The organism is Streptomyces sp. NPDC086519 (assembly GCF_040686075.1).
Lineage (GTDB): Bacteria > Actinomycetota > Actinomycetes > Streptomycetales > Streptomycetaceae > Streptomyces > Streptomyces shenzhenensis.
This window is the reverse complement of sequence record NZ_JBFBJL010000028.1, coordinates 1-23204: the sequence shown is the minus strand read 5'-3', so window position 1 is coordinate 23204 and position 23204 is coordinate 1. Positions and strand designations below refer to the sequence as shown.

At 70.4% G+C, this 23204-nt stretch carries 16 protein-coding genes and 1 pseudogene; 7 read left to right on the top strand and 10 right to left on the bottom strand.

The window, feature by feature from the left end:
* The first annotated feature begins 55 nt into the window (after positions 1-55).
* Positions 56-1897, top strand: a complete 1842-nt coding sequence (locus tag AB0P24_RS25655) for a thioredoxin-like domain-containing protein (protein ID WP_365797783.1) — start codon at positions 56-58, stop codon at positions 1895-1897.
* A 98-nt stretch (positions 1898-1995) separates the two neighbouring features.
* Here AB0P24_RS25655 and AB0P24_RS25650 read toward each other — a convergent pair whose 3' ends face one another.
* The 5 genes from AB0P24_RS25650 to AB0P24_RS25630 all read right to left on the bottom strand — a co-directional run bounded on the left by AB0P24_RS25650 (position 1996) and on the right by AB0P24_RS25630 (position 7094).
* Complete coding sequence (locus tag AB0P24_RS25650; RefSeq protein WP_365797781.1) at positions 1996-2154, bottom strand: hypothetical protein; 159 nt, start codon at positions 2152-2154, stop codon at positions 1996-1998.
* 64 nt (positions 2155-2218) lie between these two features.
* Complete coding sequence (locus tag AB0P24_RS25645) at positions 2219-3325, bottom strand: glycosyltransferase family 2 protein (protein WP_365797779.1); 1107 nt, start codon at positions 3323-3325, stop codon at positions 2219-2221.
* Positions 3326-3517: 192 nt separating this feature from the next.
* Entirely contained in the window at positions 3518-3766 is a 249-nt protein-coding gene (locus tag AB0P24_RS25640) for a DUF6458 family protein (RefSeq protein ID WP_181805046.1), read from the bottom strand.
* A gap of 96 nt (positions 3767-3862) precedes the next feature.
* Positions 3863-5185 carry a M18 family aminopeptidase gene (locus AB0P24_RS25635; protein WP_365797777.1) on the bottom strand — a complete coding sequence of 441 codons (1323 nt, stop codon included), beginning with the start codon at positions 5183-5185 and terminating at the stop codon, positions 3863-3865.
* An 82-nt stretch (positions 5186-5267) separates the two neighbouring features.
* Positions 5268-7094 (bottom strand): acyl-CoA dehydrogenase, encoded by a 1827-nt coding sequence (locus tag AB0P24_RS25630; protein WP_365797775.1) that lies wholly within the window; start codon positions 7092-7094, stop codon positions 5268-5270.
* Positions 7095-7269: 175 nt separating this feature from the next.
* On the opposite strand from AB0P24_RS25630, the gene AB0P24_RS25625 reads away from it, so the two are divergent.
* From AB0P24_RS25625 to AB0P24_RS25610, 4 genes and pseudogenes are all read left to right on the top strand, one after another.
* Entirely contained in the window at positions 7270-7752 is a 483-nt protein-coding gene (locus tag AB0P24_RS25625; protein WP_181805049.1) for an SseB family protein, read from the top strand.
* A gap of 396 nt (positions 7753-8148) precedes the next feature.
* Positions 8149-10104, top strand: a complete 1956-nt coding sequence (locus AB0P24_RS25620) for an Ig-like domain repeat protein (RefSeq protein ID WP_365797773.1) — start codon at positions 8149-8151, stop codon at positions 10102-10104.
* A 112-nt stretch (positions 10105-10216) separates the two neighbouring features.
* A complete protein-coding gene (locus AB0P24_RS25615) occupies positions 10217-11194 on the top strand; it encodes a pirin family protein (protein WP_365797771.1) in 978 nt (325 codons plus the stop codon).
* A gap of 210 nt (positions 11195-11404) precedes the next feature.
* Positions 11405-12462: pseudogene (locus AB0P24_RS25610) on the top strand (AI-2E family transporter).
* A gap of 22 nt (positions 12463-12484) precedes the next feature.
* Here AB0P24_RS25610 and AB0P24_RS25605 read toward each other — a convergent pair.
* Positions 12485-14599, bottom strand: coding sequence for a SpoIIE family protein phosphatase (locus tag AB0P24_RS25605; RefSeq protein ID WP_365797769.1), 2115 nt, complete (start codon positions 14597-14599; stop codon positions 12485-12487).
* 167 nt (positions 14600-14766) lie between these two features.
* Between AB0P24_RS25605 and aspS the strand changes: the two genes are divergently transcribed.
* On the top strand, positions 14767-16530 hold the full coding sequence (gene aspS, locus AB0P24_RS25600; RefSeq protein ID WP_365797767.1) for an aspartate--tRNA ligase: 1764 nt from the start codon (positions 14767-14769) through the stop codon (positions 16528-16530).
* A gap of 143 nt (positions 16531-16673) precedes the next feature.
* A complete protein-coding gene (locus AB0P24_RS25595) occupies positions 16674-17579 on the top strand; it encodes an intradiol ring-cleavage dioxygenase (protein ID WP_365797765.1) in 906 nt (301 codons plus the stop codon).
* Between the two features lie 156 nt (positions 17580-17735).
* Here AB0P24_RS25595 and AB0P24_RS25590 read toward each other — a convergent pair whose 3' ends face one another.
* From AB0P24_RS25590 to AB0P24_RS25575, 4 genes are all read right to left on the bottom strand, one after another.
* The gene (locus AB0P24_RS25590) at positions 17736-18212 is read right to left on the bottom strand and encodes a hypothetical protein (RefSeq protein ID WP_365797763.1); all 477 of its coding nucleotides are present in this window, start codon (positions 18210-18212) and stop codon (positions 17736-17738) included.
* A gap of 152 nt (positions 18213-18364) precedes the next feature.
* Entirely contained in the window at positions 18365-19822 is a 1458-nt protein-coding gene (locus AB0P24_RS25585) for an ATP-binding protein (protein WP_365797761.1), read from the bottom strand.
* Positions 19823-20041: 219 nt separating this feature from the next.
* Positions 20042-21658 (bottom strand): methionine--tRNA ligase, encoded by a 1617-nt coding sequence (metG, locus tag AB0P24_RS25580; RefSeq protein ID WP_365797759.1) that lies wholly within the window; start codon positions 21656-21658, stop codon positions 20042-20044.
* Between the two features lie 108 nt (positions 21659-21766).
* A partial coding sequence (locus AB0P24_RS25575) for a VWA domain-containing protein (RefSeq protein ID WP_365797757.1) occupies positions 21767-23204 on the bottom strand: 1438 nt, incomplete at its 5' end.

Here is a 23204-nt window from a genome sequence, read left to right as displayed (position 1 = left end):
AGACAGATTCTTCCCCCTGGAATGTCTCCACAGCCCGATGCGGTTGGATGCAGGTATGGCTTCACGTGCACGCGTTCGCGCCCCCGAGCTGATCGGCAAGGGTGGCTGGCTCAACACCGGCGGCGAAAATCTCTCCCTTGCCGACCTGCGAGGTAAGTGTGTCGTCGTAGACTTCTGGACCTTCTGCTGCATCAACTGCCTGCACGTCCTGGACGAGCTGCGCGAGCTGGAGGAGCAGCACCGGGACACCGTGGTGATCATCGGGGTGCACTCGCCCAAGTTCGTGCACGAGGCCGAGCACCAGGCGGTCGTCGACGCCGTGGAGCGGTACGGCGTGGAGCACCCGGTGCTGGACGACCCGGAGCTCGCCACCTGGAAGCAGTACGCGGTCCGGGCCTGGCCGACCCTGGTCGTCATCGACCCCGAGGGGTACGTCGTCGCCCAGCACGCCGGCGAGGGCCACGCGCACGCGATCGCGCGGCTGGTCGAGGAGCTGGAGGCGGAGCACGAGGCGAAGGGCACCCTGCGGCGCGGCGACGGCCCGTACGTGCCGCCGGAGCCCGAGCCGACCGCGTTGCGCTTCCCCGGCAAGGCCCTGCTGCTGCCCTCGGGGAACTTCCTGGTCAGCGACACCACCCGGCACCAGCTGGTGGAGCTGGCCGACGACGCGGAGACGGTCGTACGGCGGTTCGGCTCCGGCACGCGCGGTCTCGTCGACGGCCCGGCGGACACCGCCTCCTTCAACGAGCCGCAGGGCCTCGCGCTCCTCGACGACGGCTCGGTGGTCGTCGCCGACACCGTCAACCACGCCCTGCGCCGCCTCGACCTCGCCACCGGTCGGGTGACCACTCTCGCCGGCACCGGCCGCCAGTGGTGGCAGGGCTCCCCGACCTCCGGTCCGGCCCGCGAGATCGACCTGTCCTCCCCCTGGGACGTGGCGGTCTTCGGCGGCCGGGTGTGGATCGCCATGGCGGGTGTGCACCAGTTGTGGGCGTACGACCCGGACGGGGGCACCTCCCAGGCTTTCGGCTCGGGGGGAGGAACGGTGGCGGTCGCCGCCGGCACCACCAACGAGGGACTGGTCGACGGGCCGCCGGCCGAGGCCTGGTTCGCGCAGCCGTCCGGTCTCGCGGCCACCGCCGACCGGCTCTGGGTCGCCGACTCCGAGACGAGCGCCCTGCGCTGGGTCGGCCTGGACGGCCATGTCCACACGGCCGTGGGCACCGGCCTCTTCGACTTCGGCCACCGGGACGGCGCGGCCGGCCAGGCCCTGCTCCAGCACCCGCTGGGCGTGACGGCCCTGCCCGACGGCTCGGTCGCGGTGTCCGACACCTACAACCACGCGCTGCGCCGCTACGACCCGGCGACCGGCGAGGTCACCACGCTGGCGACGGACCTGAGAGAGCCGAGCGACGCGGTGCTGGCGGGCGACGACATCGTGGTGGTCGAGTCGGCCCGCCACCGCCTGACCCGGCTGCGGCTGCCCGAGGAGGCGGTCCGGGTGGAGTCGGTCGCCCACCGCACCCGGCGCGCGGCGACCGAGGTCGCTCCCGGCGGGCTCCGCCTGGACGTGATCTTCCAGGCCCCGGCGGGCCAGAAGCTCGACACGCGTTACGGCCCGTCGACCCGCCTCCTGGTCTCCTCGACCCCGCCCGAGCTGCTTCTCAAGGGCGAGGGCGCCGACACCGACCTGTCGAGAGACCTGGACCTGAACCCGGCGATCGGCGAGGGCGTCCTGCATGTCTCGGCGATGGCGGCGTCCTGCGACGACGACGAGGCGAACGAATATCCGGCCTGCCACGTGCACCAGCAGGACTGGGGGGTGCCGGTGCGGATCACGGAGGGTGCGGCGAGCCGGCTTCCTCTTGTCCTGGCCGGTATGGATCAGGACGCCTAGGCGCAGCGCCCCGTAGGGGGCGGCGGGGCCGTGTCGACTTGCGGCTGCCGCCGCGTGGGCGCGCGGCCCCCACCCGCCCGCAGCCGGACTACGGCCGGCTACCGCCTGCGGGGAGCCAGCTTGAACAGCGCCACGCCGGCCGCCACCAGGGTCGTGGCCGCCACCACTATCGCCATGCTGTTGATCCACAGCCCGGTGGCGGCCAGGGTCGCGCCCCCGGCGCCCACCGTGCCCGCGCCGATCACTCGTCCGTACATCGTGCTTCTCCTCCGAGGGGTGACATGTGGGGGGCAGGGTCGGTGCGGTCGCCCGGCAACGGGCTCACGTCGCCACCCACTTCTCCTCGCTGCGGCGTATCAGCCCCCACAGCGAGGTGAAGTAGACGGCGTGCTGGAAGAGGTCGTAGAGCATCTCCGGGACCATCAGCGCGGCGACCAGGACGGCCTTCGGCCCCGCCCGCCGTACCGAGACGGTCTTCTCGACCACGAAGATCAGGCCGATCGCCGTCCAGAACGGCGAGAAGCCGGGCCAGCCGTACAGGGTGGTGTACGTGGCCATGTAGGTCAGGTAGATCAGGAAGGAGAGCGCGCCGAAGCCCATCAGGAACTGCTGGAGGAAGTAGCGGGCGGTGACCCGGGTCCAGCCGTAGTCGCGGAGGTTCTCCAGGGCGCCGCGCTGCCACCGCAGCCGCTGGTGCCAGAGTTTGGGGAGCGTCGGCATGACCTCGGTGGTGACCGCGCAGCCCGCCGGGGACATCGCCCGGTAGCCGAGGGTCTTGACCGCCTTGGTCATCTCGTCGTCCTCGGTGAGCGAGGCGAGGCTGTAGTAGCCGCTCCCGCCGCCGAGTTCGCCGGAACGGCGCGCCGCGCGGACCTCGCGCAGCACGCGGGCGCGGAACATCGTGCCGGTGCCGGTGAGGACCTGGGCCTTGCCGCCGGTGCGGTCCAGTTCCCAGGCGTAGCGGTGGAACTCCATGCGCTGGAGCAGGCCGAGGAAGCCGCCGCCGTCCTCGCCGTAGAAGACCCCGCCGACCGCGCCGACCTTGCGGTTGAAGGTGGCGATCGCGGTCTCGACGAACCAGGGGTTGAGGACGGTGTCGGCGTCCTGGACGAGCAGCAGGTCCCGGTCGTCCAGGTGCGGCAGCACCCAGGCGATGGCCTGGTTGAGGGCGCCGGCCTTCTTGTGGGTGTTGCCCTGGGTGGGGAAGACCCGGGCGCCGTGGGCGACGGCGACGGCGGCCGTGTCGTCGGTGCAGTTGTCGGTCACGACGACGATGAGGTCGGGGCGCCGGGTCTGCTCCCAGAGGCCGTCGATGGCGGCGGAGATACGTTCCTGCTCGTTGTGCGCCGGGATCAGGACGGCGAGTCTGGGGCGGGCGCCCGCTTCCTCCGGGGCGGCGTGGGCACGGCGCGCGGCATGACGGCGCACGGCTCGGTACCCCCCTGTCGTGAAGGCCGCAGGGATCCGGAAGCCGATCCTCCGGATCCATCGGTGCTCTCAGTCTTCACGAAATCCGTACAACTCTGGTAGTTGAAACCTGTAACGGATTGCTCACGATCGCCTGTGATGTCCCTGTGAGTGTGACTACCACCACTCTGGTCGGTCTGATCTGTCTGTCCGTTACGCGCCGTACCCGTCGCCGTATCCGTCACGGCCGTGATGGTGCCGTTCCTCCTCGACCACGGCCGTCGGCGGCACGACGACCCGGCGGCGCCGGGCGATGCTGCTGAACGTGGCGACTCCGATGATGCCGACGGCCATCAGGATCAGGCCCACGACGTCGAGGTTGACGCCCTGCATGTGCCAGTCGGTCGCGAACGCGAGGATGGCCCCCACGGCGATGAGGATGATGCACCCGCCGAGACCCATGAGCGTTGCCTCCCCTTCAGGTTCGGTGGCTTGGTTCACACCGGGTACCCAGGGGCGGACGGGCCATGTGCGGCCGCGCCGTACGGCTGCCCGCAACTACCCTTCCAGGAACGCCACCAGCGCGTTCGCCAGCAGGAACGGGTCGTCGGCGCCGCACAGTTCGCGGGCGCTGTGCATGGAGAGGATGGCCGCGCCGATGTCGACGGTCCGGATGCCGTGGCGGGCCGCGGTGATCGGGCCGATCGTGGTGCCGCAGGGCATCGAGTTGTTGGAGACGAAGGTCTGGAAGGGCACCCCGGCCTTGTCGCAGGCGGCGGCGAAGATCGCCCGGCCCGAACCGTCGGTGGCGTAGCGGTTGTTGACGTTGACCTTGAGGATCGGGCCGCCGTTCGCGCGCGGCTGGTGCGTCGGGTCGTGGCGCTCCGCGTAGTTGGGGTGGACGGCATGGCCCATGTCGGAGGAGAGGCAGACGGTGCCCGCGAAGGCCCTCGCCCGGTCCTCGTACGACCCGCCGCGCGCCAGCACCGTGCGCTCCAGCACGCTGCCGAGCAGCGGACCGTCCGCGCCGGTGTCGGACTGGGAGCCGGTCTCCTCGTGGTCGAAGGCGGCGAGGACGGGGATGTACGGCAGTTCCGCGTCGCCCGCCGCGACGGCCGCGAGGGCCGCCGTGCCGGCGTGCACGGAGAGCAGGTTGTCCATCCGGGGGCCGGCCAGCAGCTCCTGGTCGCGGCCCAGGTAGGCGGGCGGTTCCACGGCGTAGGTCATCAGGTCCCAGCCGGTCACCGAGCCGGCCGGCAAGCCCGCCTCCTGCTCCAGGAAGGCGATCAGGTCGCCGTCGCGGACGTCGTCGCCGAGGCCCCAGACCGGTTGCAGGTGGCGCTGCCGGTCGAGCTTGAGGCCATCGGTGCTGACCGAACGGTCCAGGTGGATGGCGAGCTGGGGCACCCGCAGCAGCGGCCGGTTCACGTCGACGAGGCGGGTGGAGCCGTCGCGCAGGCTGAGCCGTCCGGCCAGGCCCAGGTCCCGGTCGAGCCAGGAGTTCATGAGCGGTCCGCCGTAGATCTCCACGGCCACCTGGCGGAAACCGTGCGCCCCGGAGTCCGGGCGGGGCTTGACCCGCAGGTTCGGGGAGTCGGTGTGGGCGCCGACGATCCGGAACGGCGTGTGGGGCGCGGCGCCCTCCGGGACGTACCAGGCGATGATCGCGCCGCCGCGCAGCACGTACCTGCCGCCCGACCCCGCGGCGGAAGCCGCTGATGTCTCCGTGTCCCAGGCGTCCGTCTCGGCGACCTGCCGGAAACCGGCCTTCTCCAGCCGGGCGGCGGCGTTCGCCACGGCGTGGTACGGCGTGGGACCGGCCGCGAGGAAGGACATCAGGTCGTCGGTGTGGCCGCGATCGAAGCGGGAGGGTTCGCTCATGTTCTTCACCTTAACGACGCGCGGTGGCCCGCTCCCGGGAAGGAGCGGGCCACCGCGGGGGGAACCTGTGCGGGTCGGATCCTCAGAAAGCCGCCTCGTCCAGATCCATCAGGTCGAGGTCGACGTCGGCCGCGACCTTGCGGGCCAGGGTGACGCCCGGCAGCACGTTGGCCGCGAAGAACTTCGCCGCCGCGATCTTGCCGGTGTAGAACGGCACATCCTTGCTGGAGGCCGTCTCCAGCTTCTCGGCGGCGATCGCGGCGCCCTTGAGCAGCAGGTAGCCGACGACCACGTCACCGGAGGCGAGCAGCAGGCGGGTGGTGTTCAGGCCCACCTTGTAGATGTTCCTGACGTCCTGCTCGGTGGCCGCGAGGTCGGTCAGCATCAGGCCGACGATGGCCTCCAGCTCGACGGCCGCCTTCGCGAGGTGCTCACGGGCGCCCGCCAGTTCCTCGCCGCCCGTCCCCAGCGCCAGGAACTTCTTGATGTCCTCGGCGAGGGAGTTCAGCGCCGCGCCCTGGTTGCGGACGATCTTCCGGAAGAAGTAGTCCTGGCCCTGGATCGCGGTGGTGCCCTCGTACAGGGTGTCGATCTTGGCGTCGCGGATGTACTGCTCGATCGGGTACTCCTGGAGGAAGCCGGAGCCGCCGAAGGTCTGCAGCGACTGCGCGAGCTGCTCGTAGCCCTTCTCGGAGCCGTAGCCCTTCACGATCGGCAGGAGCAGGTCGTTGAGCGCGTGCTCCGTCGTCGCGTCCTCGCCGGCCGCCTCCTTGACGGCGATCGCGTCCTGGACGGAGGCCGTGTAGAGGACGAGGGCGCGCATGCCCTCCGCGTACGCCTTCTGCGTGATCAGCGAGCGGCGCACGTCGGGGTGGTGGGTGACGGTGACCTTCGGCGCGGTCTTGTCCATGAAGTTCGCGAGGTCGGGGCCCTGGACGCGCTCCTTGGCGTACTCCAGCGCGTTGAGGTAGCCGGTCGACAGCGTCGAGATGGCCTTCGTGCCGACCATCATGCGGGCGAACTCGATGATCCGGAACATCTGGCGGATGCCGTCGTGCCGGTCGCCGATCAGCCAGCCCTTGGCCGGGTGGCGGTCGCCGAAGGTCATCTCGCAGGTGTTGGAGGCCTTCAGGCCCATCTTGTGCTCGACGTTCGTCGCGTAGACGCCGTTGCGCTCGCCCAGCTCGCCGGTCTCGAAGTCGAACAGGTACTTCGGGACGAGGAAGAGGGACAGGCCCTTGGTGCCCGGACCGGCACCCTCGGGGCGCGCCAGCACGTAGTGGAGGATGTTCTCCTCCATGTCGTGCTCACCGGAGGTGATGAAGCGCTTCACGCCCTCGATGTGCCAGGAGCCGTCCTCCTGCTGGACCGCCTTGGTGCGGCCGGCGCCGACGTCCGAACCCGCGTCGGGCTCGGTGAGCACCATGGTCGAACCCCAGGTCCGCTCCACGGCGATCTGCGCGATCTTCTTCTGGACCTCGTTGCCCTCGTCGTAGAGGATGCCGGCGAACGCCGGGCCGGAGGAGTACATCCACACGGCCGGGTTCGAGCCGAGGACCAGCTCCGCGTACGACCAGATCAGGGACGGGGGAGCCGTCGTGCCGCCGATGGCCTCGGGCAGGCCGAGCCGCCAGTACTCGGACTCCATGAAGGCCTTGTAGCTCTTCTTGAAGGACGCCGGCACCGGGGCCGTGTTCGTCTCGGGGTCGAAGACCGGCGGGTTGCGGTCGGCGTCCGCGAAGGACTCCGCCAGCTCGTTCTCCGCGAGCCGGGTCAGCTCCTCGAGGATGCTCTTCGCGGTGTCGGTGTCCATCTCGGCGAACGGGCCGGTGCCGTACAGCTTGTCGCGCCCGAGCACTTCGAACAGGTTGAATTCGATGTCGCGGAGGTTGGACTTGTAGTGCCCCATGGTGACGGCTCCGTATCCGGATCGGCGAGGCACTGGATCCTCGCGCAAGCTTTCACATACCAACGAGTAGTTCCGATGATGCTACCCGTCGGTAATAAGACGCAACCCCCTCAGGTGAAGTGTGAGAAGGGTCTACCTTCTCGCGGACGCCGCGTGTCTCGGTAGGCTTGCGCGCATGTATGGATACGGCCAGCCCATGGACGGTGGGGCCGCTCAGCAGCAGTACGCCTCGTCGCAGCAGCAGATGGCCGGCGGTCTCGGCGGATACGGCCAGCAGGCGCCGCTCTACCCCGAGCCGTCCCCGCCCTCGCTCGCGGACGCGGTGCGCGCCTTCACCACCGGGCAGGTGACGGCCGAGGACTTCCAGCAGGTCTTCGCCACGTCCAAGGTGTACTGCCCGCGCGGCGACAACCCCGGCTTCCTGGCCCTGCACAACACCCAGCAGCCGGTGATCCCGATGTTCACCTCGCTGAAGGAACTGCGCCGGTACGCGGGCAAGGAGTCCAAGTACTTCGTGATCACCGGCGCCGAGGTCATCGACCTTCTCCCGACCGGCTACGGCTTCGTCCTGGACATGGAGGGCGAGCACCGGATGGTCTTCGACGCGAAGGCGGTCGAGCAGATGGTCGACTTCGCGATGCGGCGGATGTACGGCTAGTCGCTCCGCTTGGACGCTCCGCCGCAAGTGCCGCGACCTGCCGACCGCGCTGCCGTCGTGGCCGGTCGCTCCCCCGGGTTCCCCGCTTCGCCTCAGCCCGGGGACCCCCGTCGCGGCGGTAGCCGCATACCGGATACGGCCCCGCGCCCCCTTCGGGGTTCTGCCGGCCGCAGCGGACTGCGGCGGACCCGCTCGGACCGCGGACGCTCGACGGCGTCCATCGGCGGCCGCCCGCCGGAAACTCACCCCCTGGTTGTCACAGCCATGCCATAGGCTGCCTCTGGCAGCCGCGCCCCGCGCGCAACCGCTCTTTCCGCGGTCGTGCACGGGTGCCGCGCGGCGCTCTCATCCACCCGGCGAACCCGGGTTCTCACTGGGGGTTTCATCACTGTGCGCATGCGCAGCACTTCGGTCGCGACGGCGCTCGCGGTCGTCTTCAGCTCGGCGGCGCTGAGCGTCGTGGCGGCGGGGACCGCCTCGGCAGCTGCCACCACCGTCACCAACATCGGCGGTTTCGTCGTGGACGGCGCCCTCCAGCGGGTGTTCGTCGGCGACGCGGCGAACGGCAGGATCGTCGCCTCCGACTACAACGGCACCCTCGTCGACTCGGACTCCGGCCTCGGCAGCGTCAGCGACCTGGCCCTGTCGGACGACGGCTCCACCCTGTACGCGGCCCTGCCCAACACCCACCAGGTCCTCGCCCTCGACCCGGCCACGCTGGACGTGAAGACGACGTACAGCATCCCGACCGACACCGGCCCCCGCCACCTGGCCTTCGCCGGCGGCAAGGCGTGGTTCTCCTACGGCGACCAGTGGGACGGCGACATCGGGTCCATCGACCCGACGGTGGACCCGGCGGGCGGCACCGACCCGGTCGCGATGACGCAGTTCCCCACCGAGGGCACCTCGGTCGGCATCTGGGGCCAGGGGCTGCTGGACACCGACCCGACCCGGCCGGGCCTGCTGGCCGTCGGGGAGACCGGGATCTCCACCGACTCCATGGCCGTCCTCGACGTCTCGGACGGCACCGCCAAGGTCACCGCCTGGTACGACGGCGACTACACCCTGAACAGCGGCATCTCCGACATCGACCTCGTCCCCGGCGCCGACCAGGTGCTGATCAACGGCACCGACCGGGACGCGTGGACGGACGGCAAGTTCAGCAAGGCCGGCTCCTACCCCGGAGCGTGGGGTGCCGACATCGCGCCGAACGGGCTGGTGGCCCAGTTCAACGCGGGCAAGGTCGCCGTCTACCGGCCCGACGCCACCAAGCCGCTGCGCACCTACAGCCTCGGCACCTCGACCGACTACGCCACCGGCAACCTGCGCTGGGCGCCGGACTCCTCGCGGATCTTCGCGCTGGCGCCGAACGGCAGCTCCTACACGCTCAAGGTCCTGACCCAGCCGACGCTCAACGTGCCGACGCTCACGGTCAACGCCCCGAGCTCGGCGCCCCGCGCCAAGAAGCTCACCGTCACCGGCAAGCTCTCGGCGACGGTCCCGCTGCCCGCCGGTGCCAGGCTCTCCGTCACCCGCACCGACATCGAGAGCCCCGGCGGCAAGACGCTCGCCGCCGTCACGGTCAAGGCGGACGGCACCTACTCCTTCGCCGACACCCCGCCGGCCGGCGGCACGGTCACGTACAAGGTGACCTACGCGGGCGACGCCGGGCACACCACGGCCACCGCCTCCGACAAGGTGGCGGTCTCCCGCGCGGCGACCGGCCTGAGCCTGAACAACAACGGCAAGCTGTACAACTACGGCACCGGCGTCAAGTTCACCGCGCACCTGGGGACGACGTACAAGAACCGTTCGGTCAGGATCTACGCGGACCCCTTCGGCGGCGACAAGCCGAAGAAGCTGATCAAGACCGGCAAGGTGGACTCCCGCGGGAACATCGCCGCCTGGGTGGACATGACCCGCGACACGGCCGTCTCCGCGGTCTTCGACGGGGACGCCCGCTACGCGCCGAAGACCGCGAAGGTCACGGCGTACGCGCGGGTCAAGGTCTCCACCGCCGTCTCCAAGCACTACAAGACGGCGAAGATCGGCTCGACGTCGTACTACTGGTTCCACAAGAACACCGACCCGGTCCTCACCACGACCATGACCTACTACCCGGGCCGCGAGCAGCGCCTGGACGTCCAGGTCTACTACCAGGGCACGTGGTACTCGACGGACTCCGAGTACTTCCCGGTCGCCTCGAACGGCAAGTCGGGCGTGCGCCTCGGGGCGCCGGGTGAGTCCGGGATCCGGGCGCGGGTGCGTTCGGTGTACGTCAACGGCTCGTCGGGCGACTCCGTGAACTCCACGACGTACGGCGCGTGGAAGTACCTCTACTTCAGCAACTGATCCACCGATCGGGGATGACCGGGCCCGGAGGGAATGTCCTCCGGGCCTTCTCCGTTGAGGGTGGCAGAAAGTTCAACGCTCAACTAAACTGGGCGCACAAGGAGGAGCCAACATGCCTGCAGTGACTGTCGAGAACCCGCTCACTCTGCCTCGAGTGGCCGCCCCGGCCGACGCGGTGGCCCGCCCCGTGCTCACCGTCACGACCGCGCCGAGCGGTTTCGAGGGTGAGGGTTTCCCGGTGCGCCGGGCGTTCGCGGGGATCAACTACCGCCACCTCGACCCGTTCATCATGATGGACCAGATGGGTGAGGTGGAGTACGCGCCGGGCGAGCCCAAGGGCACCCCCTGGCACCCGCACCGCGGCTTCGAGACCGTCACCTACATCATCGACGGCATCTTCGACCACCAGGACTCGCAGGGCGGCGGTGGCACGATCACCAACGGCGACACCCAGTGGATGACCGCGGGCTCGGGCCTCCTCCACATCGAGGCCCCGCCGGAGCACCTGGTCATGTCCGGCGGTCTCTTCCACGGCCTCCAGCTGTGGGTGAACCTGCCGGCCAAGGACAAGATGATGGCGCCGAGGTACCAGGACATCCGCGGCGGCCAGGTGCAGCTGCTGACCTCCCCCGACGGCGGTGCGCTGCTGCGCGTCATCGCGGGCGAGCTGGACGGCCAGGCCGGCCCCGGCATCACGCACACCCCGATCACGATGATCCACGCCACGCTCGCCCCCGGCGCCGAGGTCACGCTGCCCTGGCGCGAGGACTTCAACGGACTCGCCTACGTGCTGGCCGGCAAGGGCTCGGTGGGCGCCGAGCGCCGCCCGATCCACCTCGGCCAGACCGCCGTCTTCGGCAGCGGCTCCTCGCTGACCGTCCGCGCGGACGAGAAGCAGGACTCGCACACGCCGGACCTGGAGGTCGTGCTCCTCGGCGGGCAGCCGATCCGTGAGCCGATGGCCCACTACGGCCCGTTCGTCATGAACACCAAGGACGAGCTCATGCAGGCCTTCGAGGACTTCCAGAAGGGCCGCCTGGGCACGATCCCGGCCGTACACGGCATGACCGAATCGGGCCCGCAGGCCTGACCGAACCCCCTTCCAGGAGGCCCGACGCACCCCGCGCCGGGCCTCCCGCCTTTCGACCTCGCTTCTTGAGTGACCGAGTCGGGTGGTGGGTGGGCGAAGGTTTCGGGGGTCCAGGGGGCGGAGCCCCCTGGTACGGCGGCTGGAGGCACGTTCACCCGGCAGGGGGTGTACGGCGGGGCGTCCGTCGGCCTCGCATGGTCCGCTGGACGCGTGCAGCTGTTGCCCGAGCCCGTGCGCCGTTTCGCCGCGTGGTGTGCCGTACTGCTGCTGGCCGCCGGGATCGGATACGTCGGCGTCCGGCTCTGCTCGGAGTTCCGCACCGCGGTGATCCCGGTCCTGCTCGCCCTGCTCGGCAGCGCGCTCCTCGGCCCCTGTACCGACGGCTCGTGCAGGTCGGCGTGCACCGCTCCGTCGCCGCCGGCCTCACCTGCGTCGCCGTCGTGGCCGTCGTCGGCGGTGCCGTCTACATCGTCGTCGCGGCCCTCGTCGACACCGGGGACCAGATCGTCGCCTCTCTCAAGGAGGCCGCGAAGTCCCTGGCCAAGCACTTCGGGGCCGCCGGAACCTCGGTCGGCGACCTGGCCGGCAACGCCCGGAACCTGCTGAGCAGGTTCGGCGGTACCGCCGCCTCCAACGTCATCAGCGGGGTGAGCGTCGTCGGCGAGAGCATCGCCATGGCCGTCCTCGCGCTGCTCCTCGTCTTCTTCTTCCTGCGCGACTCGCACCGGGTGGTCGACGCCATCCGGTCCGTCGCGCCCGCCTCCGGCGCCGACATGGTCGAGGCCATGGCCCGCCGTGCCTTCGAAGGCATCGAGGGCTTCATGCGCGGCACCACCGTCATCGCGTTCATCGACGCCGTCTGCATCACCGTCGGCCTGCTGGTCCTGCGCGTACCGGGGGCCTTCGGACTGGGCGCGCTCGTCCTCGTCGGCGCCTACATCCCGTACCTCGGCGCCTTCATCTCCGGTGCCGTCGCCGTCCTGGTCGCCCTCGCCGACCGCGGCTTCGTCATCGCGCTGTGGGCGCTGGGCGTCGTACTCGCCGTGCAGGTGCTGGAGGGCCATGTGCTTCAGCCCGTGATCCAGAGCCGCACCGTGCAGATGCACCCGGCGGTGGTGATGCTGGCCATCACCGGTGGCGCCTCCGTGGCCGGGATCCTCGGCATGCTGCTGGCCGTACCGCTCACCGCGGCCGCCTTCGGGGTCGTACACGAACTGCGCATCCGCTACGCCGGCGGTCAGCGTCCGCCGGCCGACGCCACCGGCTGACGCCACGCGCTGCCGTCACCGGCTACGACTTGCCGCCCTCGTACAGCTCGAACCAGATGCTCTTGCCCTGCCCGCGCGGGTCGACGCCCCAGGCGTCCGCCAGGATCTCGATCAGCACCAGACCGCGGCCGGAGGAGGCCAGTTCGCCGGGGCGGCGCTTGTGCGGAAGGTCGTCGCCGGCGTCCGTGACCTCGATCCGCAGCCGGCGCTCGGGCGTCTGGCCGGAGACCTCGGCGAGCAGCAGCGCGTCCGCGTCGGTGTGGACCAGGACGTTCGTGAGCATCTCGGAGACCAGCAGGGCCGCGGAGTCGACCTGGTCGGGCGAGCCCCAGTCGTGCAGCAGTTCGCGCACGTGCTGGCGGGCCTCGGCGATCCGCTCGGGCTCGTCCTGGGCCACCGACAGCAGGGTCCGGCGGATTTGCGGCCGTACCGCCAGGGGTTCGTCGCCGGGCCGGCCGATGCCCGGCCGGGACAGCAGCAGGACCGCTATGTCGTCCTCGCGGCGGTCGGCCAGCGGCCCGGTGGTGTGGTGGGAGGAAGGGCCGTGCACGGCCTGGACCAGCCCGTCGGCCAGTTTCTCCAGGTCGCCGTCGCCGTGCTCCTCCATGATCGTGCGGATCCGCTGCCAGCCGCTCTCCATGTCGTGGCCGCCGGTCTCGATCAGACCGTCGGTGCACAGCATCATCGTCTCGCCGGGTTCCAGGGCGAACCGCGTCGTCGGATAGTCGGCGTCCGGATCGATGCCGAGCGGCAGCCCGCCCGCCGTCGGCCGCCGCAGCACCGTGCCGTCGGCCATCCGGATCGTCGGGTCCAGATGCCCCGCACGGGCGATCTCCAGCACCCCGGTCGCCGGATCCGCCTCGACGTACAGGCAGGTCGCGAAGCGCAGGTCGGCGTTGTCCTCGGCGTAGGTGATGCCATGCAGGAACCGGGAGGCCCGGGAGAGCACCGCGTCCGGGCGGTGGCCCTCGGCGGCGTAGGCGCGCAGCGCGATCCGCAGCTGGCCCATCAGGCCCGCGGCCCGTACGTCATGGCCCTGGACGTCGCCGATGACCAGGGCGTGCCGGCCGGAGGGCAGCGGGATCATGTCGTACCAGTCGCCGCCCACCTGGAGGCCGCCGCCGGTCGGTATGTAGCGGGCGGCCGTGTCCATGCCGGGTATCTCGGGGCCCAGCGTCGGCAGCATGGAGCGCTGGAGTCCGTCCGTCAGCTCCCGCTCCGAGTCCGCGATCCCGGCCCGGGACAGGGCCTGCGCCAGCATCCGGGCCACCGTGGTGAGCACGGACCGCTCGTCGGGGGTGAACGACACCGGGTAGGTGAAGCCCGCCATCCAGGCGCCCATGGTCCGGCCGGCCACCGTCAGCGGCAGGAAGGCCCAGGACCGGCGGCCGAAGCGCTCGGCGAGCGGCCAGGTCACCGGGTAGCGGGACTGGTACTGCTCGGCGGAGGAGAGATAGACCGCCCGCCCGGTCCGCACCACCTCGGCGGCCGGGTAGTCCGTGTCCAGCGGCATGCTGCTGAAGAGGCTGTCCTCATCGATGTCCTGGCCGTGGTGGCCGGTCATCATCAGCCGGTCGCCCTTGACCCCGTAGACCACCAGCCCGTCCGGGGAGAACCCCGGCATCGACAGGTTCGCGGCGACCCGCAGCACCTCCTCGGTGGACCGTGCCTCGGCCAGGGCCCGGCCCGCGTCCAGCAGGAACGCCTCCCGGGAGCGTCGCCAGTCGCCGGTGACCGGGTGCTGGGCGGCGGTGCCGGGGGACGGTTCGGAGACCTCCTGGATGGTGCCCGTCACCCGGTACACGCGCTCCTCGGCGTCGTACACCGGCCGGAAACGGCTGCGCACGGTGCGGATCAGCCGCCCCCGCTCGTCCATGACCCGCAGCCGGACTTCCCCAAGGGTGCCCTCGACCGCGGCCAGCCGGGTGATGCTGGTGTTCTCGTTCCAGTCCACGGGGTGGAACCGGGACCGGACCAGGGCCTCCGACAGGACGGAGGGCTCGGCGGGCAGCCCGATCAGCCGGGCCGCCTCCGCGTCCGCGGTGACCAGCCCGGTGGCGGTGTCCCAGTGCCACAGCCCGGTCGCGAGGGCGGCGAGCACGTCCTCCACGGCGGGCAGGGGCTCGCCAGATCGCATTGCCCCACTTTAAGAAGATGGGATCGGAGACTGCCACTGTTTCCGCTGGGATAAATGGTGGGGAGGCGATCTTTGGGTGCCCGGTACCCTTGATGGGTCCGGGCCCGTGGCCCGTCCCGGTCGAGGAGAGCACCTCGGCAGAACCCGAAGAAGAGGAACATCCGACGATGCATCGGTACAGGTCCCACACCTGCGGCCAGCTCCGCGCCTCTGACGTCGGCACCGACGTCCGGCTGAGCGGCTGGCTGCACAATCGGCGCGACCTGGGCGGCATCCTCTTCATCGATCTGCGCGACCACTACGGCATCACGCAGCTCGTCGCCCGCCCCGGCACCCCGGCGTACGAGGCCCTGGACAAGCTCTCCAAGGAGTCCACGGTCCGCGTCGACGGCCGCGTTGTTTCACGTGGAACCGAGAACATCAACTCCGACCTGCCCACCGGCGAGGTCGAGGTCGAGGTCGGCGAGGTCGAGCTGCTCGGCGCGGCCGCCCCGCTGCCGTTCACGATCAACACCGAGGACGGGGTCAACGAGGAGCGGCGCCTGGAGTACCGCTTCCTGGACCTGCGCCGCGAGCGCATGCACCGCAACATCATGCTGCGTACGGCCGTGATCTCGGCCATCCGCCACAAGATGGTCGCCCTCGGCTTCAACGAGATGGCCACGCCGATCCTCACCGCGACCTCCCCCGAGGGTGCCCGTGACTTCGTCGTCCCCTCCCGCCTGAACCCGGGCAAGTTCTACGCCCTGCCCCAGGCCCCGCAGCAGTTCAAGCAGCTGCTGATGATCTCCGGCTTCGACCGCTACTTCCAGATCGCGCCCTGCTTCCGCGACGAGGACGCCCGCGCCGACCGCTCGCCCGGCGAGTTCTACCAGCTCGACGTCGAGATGAGCTTCGTCGAGCAGGAGGACGTCTTCCGCCCGATCGAGCAGCTGATGACCGAGCTCTTCGAGGAGTTCGGGGGCGGCCGGCACGTCACGTCCCCCTTCCCGAGGATCCCGTTCCGCGAGGCGATGCTGAAGTACGGCTCCGACAAGCCGGACCTGCGGGCCCAGCTGGAGCTCGTCGACATCACCGACATCTTCGAGGGCTCGGAGTTCAAGGCCTTCGCCGGCAAGCACGTCCGCGCCCTGCCGGTCCCGGCGGTCCAGGACCAGCCCCGCAAGTTCTTCGACCAGCTCGGCGACTTCGCCGTCTCGCAGGGCGCCAAGGGCCTGGCCTGGGTGCGCGTCGGCGAGGACGGCTCGCTGACCGGCCCGATCGCCAAGTTCCTCACCGAGGAGAACGTGGCCGAGCTCACCAAGCGGCTCCAGCTGGCCGCCGGGCACGCCGTCTTCTTCGGCGCGGGCGAGTTCGACGAGGTCTCCAAGATCATGGGCGCGGTGCGGGTCGAGGCCGCGCGTCGCGCCGGGCACTTCGAGGAGAACGTCTTCCGGTTCTGCTGGATCGTCGACTTCCCGATGTTCGAGAAGGACGAGGACACGGGGAAGATCGACTTCTCCCACAACCCGTTCTCCATGCCCCAGGGCGGTATGGAGGCCCTGGAGACCCAGGACCCGCTGGACATCCTCGCCTGGCAGTACGACATCGTCTGCAACGGCGTCGAGCTGTCCTCCGGCGCCATCCGGAACCACGAGCCCGACATCATGCTGAAGGCCTTCGGCATCGCGGGCTACGACGAGGAGACCGTCGAGCGCGAGTTCGCCGGCATGCTCCGCGCGTTCCGCTTCGGCGCCCCGCCGCACGGCGGCATCGCCCCGGGCGTGGACCGCATCGTCATGCTCCTCGCCGACGAGCCCAACATCCGCGAGACCATCGCCTTCCCGCTCAACGGCAACGCCCAGGACCTGATGATGGGCGCGCCGACCGAGCTGGACGAGACCCGCCTGCGTGAGCTGCACCTGTCCATCCGGAAGCCGCAGCCGAAGTAGGGCACGCAAGAAACGGGACAGCTGACCGAAGCTGAACGGAAGGCTCGAAACCGGCGTCGGTTTCGAGCCTTTCGCCTGCGCACCGCGCATTCACAGCTCTCTCCGATGTCCCCACAGCTTCGCCTTGTCTACGGTCCCGGACCATGACAGACACCCACTCCCCCACGGATGCTCGATCCTCCGAAGAGAAAAGGAAGTTGGCCCGTCGTACGGTCCTGGCGGCCAGCAGTGCGGCCGTGACCGCGGTGGGCGTCGGCAGCGCCTTCGCGGCGAGCGACGGCGCCACCGCCGCGGCGTCCGGCGCCAGAGCCGAGGCCTCGCCGTCGGCCTCGGAGGGCGCCTGCTACACGCTCACCTCCGAACTGGTCGAAGGCCCCTACTACATCGACGCCGACAAGCTCCGCCAGGACGTCACCGAGGACCAGGCGGGCATCCCCCTGCACCTCACCCTCAAGGTGATCGACGCGGAGACCTGCAAGCCGCTCAGGAACGCGGCCGTGGACATCTGGCACTGCAACGCCTCGGGGATCTACTCGGGGTACGAGTCGAGCGGCAGCGGCGGCGGAGGCGGCACCCCGCCGACCGGCGCGCCGACCGGCACCCCCACCGGACCCCCGCCCGGCGGTGGCGGCGGCCACCAGGAGCCGACCGACGACACGCGGTACCTGCGCGGCACCTGGCGCACCGACCGGCACGGGCACGTCACCTTCAGGACCGTCTTCCCCGGCTGGTACCGGGGCCGCTGCGTCCACATCCACGTCAAGGTGCACGTGGACGGCGAGTGGACGGACGCCGGCTACGAGGGCGGCCACACCTGCCACACCGGCCAGCTCTTCTTCGACGAGAAGTCGGTGCTGCTGTCGGCCGAGGTGGAGCCCTACGCGAGCAACACCACCACCCGTACCACCCTCGACGAGGACACCATCTACCCGGACAACGGCCACGAGGGCGGCCTGCTCTACCTCATGTACGACCACCACCGCATCGCCCGCGGCGTCCGCGCCCACCTGACCCTGGGCGTCGAACCGGACGAGACCAACAACGGCTGACGCCGGCATCCATGACACGGGCGCCCGGGACCCGGGAACGAGAACCCCGGGCGCCTTCGGCCTGTCCGGAGTGTTCAGATCGCCCCCGGCTCGCACACGTCGTTGCCCTCGCGCGAGTGGTGGGAAATCAGTAGCAGTTGGGGCTTTCCATGCCGCTCAGGTGTCGTACCGGCCGTCCCAGGGCTCGCCGAAGCCCAGGTGGTCCGGGTAGAGCTCGGCCCAGCCCCCGTCGTCGTCCTCCTTCGCCACCAGTCCGAAGAACACGCCGTCCACCACGAGCTGGAACGGGCGTATCGCGATGTCCTTGTACGTGCGCCTGGGCAGGCTGCGCAGCATGCCCGCCAGGTGTGCGCGGGCCCGCGACAGCACCGACTCGGCGCCGTCCGGATCGAGTTGCTGATCGGCCCAGTTGCCCGCGCACCAGATCTGGGAGTCGCGGTAGTTGCCCTCGGCGTCGAAGAGATGCAGCACCGAGTAGAGCCGTTTCTGCTGCTCCCAGCCCTCGTCGAGCCGGAACCCCTCGGGGAACGCGTAGGTGACCGACGCCAGGAACTGTCCGCCGGTGTAGTGACCGATGGCCTCGGTACGGCCGTGGGGCTCGTAGGCGATCGGGATGAGCTCGGGGATTGCCATGGCGAAACCATACGGATGTGTTGTGAGCACGCAGGTACGGGGCCGCCGCTCCTGCAAAAAAATTCACTTCTTTCCGCCGGTCACGGCAGAAGGTGACGGGCTGCGTCAGGTGGTGGACCGGACCAGGGCACCGCAGGGATACCGGCCCTGGATCACGACTCCCACGCCGAGACCACCTCGCGTGGCCCCCAGACCAGTCCGACCGCGTCGGCGGTCACGGCGGGCGTGGTACCGGACAGGGAGACGACGGCCAGGTCGGCCGCCGTCTTGGTGCCGAAGCCGGGGATCTCCGTGGCGCCATGGGCGAGGGCGTTCAGGTCCTGTCGGCCGAAGGGGGTGGTCAGCCACTTCACGGACCCCGCGAAGAAGACGGTGCCGGCGACGGGGGCGCGGTCGGCACCGACGAGGTCGATCTCCGGTGCGAACCGGCGGTTCCACCAGCCGCCGACGACCTCGGTGTCGGGCCAGGGGAAGTCCCCCGTCGCGGCGGCGAGTTCCAGCGCCTCACGGATCAGGGGTTCGACGGCCCGGCCGCGCCAGGCGGCCCAGCGTCGCTCGACCACCCGGTAGGCACCCTCGGGGCGACCTCGCCGAGACAGCTCCTGGGCGGAGCGGGTGGCAGCCAGGTAGAGCCGGAGATTGCTGTCGGCCACACGGTAGAGGGCGGGTTTGCCCGGTTTGGCCGAGAGAGGGACGTCCGACGCGAGGACCCGCTTCTCCTCGGTGAGCCGGCGCAGGAGAGGGGACAGTATCCCGGACGGCAGGGCCCCGCTCTGGCTGCCTGCCGTCGCCGCGATGTTGGCGTGCGTACGGTCACCGCTGCCCACTGCCTCCAGCACCCGGCGGGCCTGGTCGGGCGCCGGGAACTCGGCCAGCAGAGCGGCCTCGGGAACGCCGAACAGCGGAGAGGCCGGATCGGCGCACTCGGACTTGATGAAGTCGAGTGCGGGAGTGCCGTGCGGCCAGGCGCGCAGGATTCCCGGCAGGCCGCCGGAGACGAGGTGCGCGTCGATGGCGTCGGCTGCTTCCAGGCCCAGTGCGCTGCCTGTCTCCGCCGGATTGAGCGGACCGAGGACGAACGCGTCGGCGCGCCCGTAGAAGGGGCGGTCGTACGCGGTGAACCGCTCCATCATGTGCAGATCGCTGCCGAGCAGGAGCAGCAGGACGGGACGGCCGGACAGCAGCCGGTCCCAGGCGGTCTGCAGTGCGCCGTCGAACACGGGGTCCTGCTCGGCGAGCCAGGGAAGTTCGTCGAGGACGACGATGCTGGGCGTGTCGGGCAGCAGGGCCGCGAGGGCGCGGAAGGCGTCGGGCCAGTTGGTGGGGGCGGCCGTGGGTACGAGTTCCGGGTCGGAGGGGAGTGAGGACTCACGCAGCTCCGCAGTGAAGTCGGCGATGCCCTCCAGGGGTGAGGCGCCCTTGGTCGCGGTGAAGAAGACGTACGGACGCTGTGCCCGGTCGCAGAACTCCTGGACGAGCCGGGATTTCCCGACCTGCCGCCGTCCACGGATGGCGACCGCCGCTCCGGCACCCTGCGCTCTGATCCGTTCGAGCCGCTTCTCCAGCACGGCGAGTTCGGCATGTCGGCCTACGAAGGGAGCGGTGGGCATGGAGCCTCCCGGAGGTGCCACGCGAGTGCGTAGGTAGATTACTTCTACGTAGATTACTTCTACACAGGGCTGGATCCGCGGGCCGGCAGACTGATCGGTCCCTCACCTGGGATATGCCTCACACACGGGGAAGGACCGGCGGGAGGGGGTCCTCCAGCCGGTCCTTCGGTGCTGGTGCTGGTGCGGGGTCGGGACGGAACCGGACACCCTGCCCGAAAGCTACGTGGTCGGCTTCTCTTCCAGGCGTGGGAAGAGAACCGCTCCCTTGGTGACGCGCGAACCGGCCGGCAGCCTGCCCCAGGAGCCGGCCTCCTGGACCTTCTGGTCCGCGAGAGCGCCGAGGGCCGGCTCCGCGCCCAAGGAGTCCCAGAGCTTCTGAGAGGTGTCCGGCATGACCGGGTTGAGGAGTACCGCAACCCCGCGAAGCGATTCGGCGGCGGTGTAGAGGATCGTCGCGAGACGGGCCCGGCCCTCGGCGGAGTCGTCCTTGGCGACCTTCCACGGCTCCTGCTCCGTGAGGTAGCCGTTGACCTGCTTGACGAAGTCGAAGACGGCCAGGATGCCGCCCTGGAAGTCCAGCTCGTCCCCGATACGGCGGTCCGCCTCGGCGACGGCCTTCGCCAGGCCCTCGTGGACGGCTTTCTCCGCCTCGCCGTCAGCCGCCGCGGCGGGCAGTTCGCCGCCGAAGTACTTGCCGACCATGGCCGCCACCCGGGAGGCGAGGTTGCCGTAGTCGTTCGCCAGCTCGCTGGTGTAGCGGGCGGAGAAGTCCTCCCAGGAGAACGAGCCGTCCTGGCCGAAGGCGATCGCACGCAGGAAGTACCAGCGGTACGCGTCCACCCCGAAGTGCGAGGTCAGGTCCTGCGGCTTGATGCCGGTCAGGTTCGACTTCGACATCTTCTCGCCGCCGACCATCAGCCAGCCGTTCGCGGCGACCCTGCCCGGCAGCGGCAGGCCCTGGGCCATCAGCATGGCCGGCCAGATCACCGCGTGGAAGCGCAGGATGTCCTTGCCGACCAGGTGTACATCGGCTGGGAAGGTGTCCTCGAACTTCGCCTGGTTCTCGTTGTAACCGACCGCCGTGGCGTAGTTCAGCAGCGCGTCGACCCACACGTAGATCACGTGCTTCGCGTCCCACGGGATCGGGATGCCCCAGTCGAAGGTCGAGCGGGAGATGGAGAGGTCCTGCAGGCCCTGGCGGACGAAGTTCACGACCTCGTTGCGCGCCGATTCGGGCTGGATGAAGCCCGGGTTCGCCTCGTAGTGGGCGAGGAGCTTGTCGCCGTAATCGCTCAGCTTGAAGAAGTAGTTCTCCTCGCTGAGGATCTCCACGGGCGTCTTGTGGATCGGGCACAGCTTCTGGCCCGCGAAGTCACCTTCGCCGTCGAGCAGTTCGCCGGGGAGTTTGTATTCCTCGCAGCCGACGCAGTACGGCCCTTCGTAGCCGCCCTTGTAGATCTCACCCTTGTCGTACAGGTCCTGCACGAACTCCTGTACGCGGTCCGTGTGCCGTTTCTGCGTGGTGCGGATGAAATCGTCATTCGCGATCTCAAGGTGCTCCCACAGGGGCTTCCAGGACTCCGTGACGAGCTTGTCGGCCCATTCCTGCGGGGTGACCCCGTTGGTCTGGGCCGTGCGCATGATCTTCTGACCGTGCTCGTCCGTGCCGGTGAGGAACCACACCTTCTCGCCGCGCTGACGGTGCCAGCGGGAGAGCACGTCGCCTGCGACGGTCGTGTAGGCGTGGCCCAGGTGAGGAGCGTCGTTGACGTAATAAATGGGGGTGGTGACGTAGTACGCCTTTCCACCCTGCTTCTCGGATCCAGTGGCCGCCATAAGTCGAAATCCTACTTGGCCCGAGGAGATCGACTCACAGGCGTTTCGGGGGGTGGACCGGCAGCTTCCGGTTCACCCCCCGGGATGCGGTGCGTATCGCCGCGGCCCTTACGGGCGCCAGTCGATCAGGAGGCCGTCGTAGAGTTCCGCGTCCGTGAGCTCCAGGGGGGTCGGGCCCGCGTGGAAGAAGGCCGCGTTGTCGGTCTTCAGCTTGCGGAGGTAGTCGAAGGCCTTGTTCTCGTGCTCGCCGAAGGCGACGAAGGAGAAGAAGACGGCGGGGTGGGACTTCGCGGCGTCCGTGAGGGCCTGGGTGGCGGGGGTCTTGGCGTCCGGGGCGCCGTCGGTCTGGAAGACGACGAGGGCGGGGGCGCCGGGGGCCCGGGTCTTGTCGTAGTGCGCGAGTACGGCTTCGACGGCGGCGTGGTAGCTGGTACGGCCCATGCGGCCGAGGCCGGCGTGGGCCTCGTCGATCGCGTTCTCGGGGGAGGCGGGGGTGAGGTCGGTGGTGCCGTCGACCTCGGTGGAGAAGAAGACGACGTGGACGGAGGGGGTCTCGCCGGCCGGGGTGAGACGGGTGGCGAGGGCGAGGGTCTGGTCGGCGAGGGCCGCGGCGGAGCCGTCCTTGTAGTACGGGCGCATGCTCGCGGAGCGGTCGAGGACCAGGTAGGTGGCGGCGTGGGTGCCGGTGAGGCCGGCCTTGGCGAGAGCGGAGGTGGCGGCGTCGTCGGGGGCGGAGGCCTCGGCTTCGCCTTCGGCGGGAGTGTCCCCGCCCGCACCACCCGTGACGGTTTCGTGGTCGGGTGCGGGTGGCCCCTGTGGGGCGGACTCGCCGTCGGCGGCTGCGGCGGCGGCGAGGGCGGGTTCCGGGGCGGCGGTCTCGGCCGGCGCCTCGACCGGGTCGGGGGCGGTTTCGGGCTCGACCGCCGCCGCGGCGGGTTCGGCCTCCGCCTCGGGGGCGGACTCGGGCTCGGGGGCGGACTCGGGCTCGGGCTCGGGCGTCGGTTCGGCAGCCGCCTCGGCGACCGGTTCCGGCGTCGCCTCGGGCTCCGGCTCGGCTTCGGTGTCCGCCTTCGCGACCGGCTCGGGTTCGGGCTCGGGCGCCGGCTCGATCACCGCTTCCGGCTCCGCCGCGGCCTCGGCCCCGGCCTCCGGTTCCGGCGTCTGCTCGGCCTCGGCCTCGGCCTCGGCGACCGGCTCGGCCGCCGGCTCCGCGGCCACTTCAGCGACCGGCTCGACCTCGGCCTCCGGCTCCGGGGCCGTCTCCTCGGCCACCTCTGCCACCGGCTCCGGCTCGACTACCGCCTCGGCCTCGGCCTCCGGTTCCGGCGTCTGCTCGGCCTCGACCTTCGCGGCGGGCTCGACCTCGGTCTCCGGTTCCGGCGTCGCCTCGGCCTCGGCCTTCGCGGCGGGCTCGACCTCGGTCTCCGGTTCCGGCGTCTGCTCGGCCTCGGCCTTCGCGGCGGGCTCGACCTCGGTCTCCGGTTCCGGCGTCGCCTCGGCCTCGGCCTTCGCGGCGGGCTCGACCTCGGTCTCCGGTTCCGGCGTC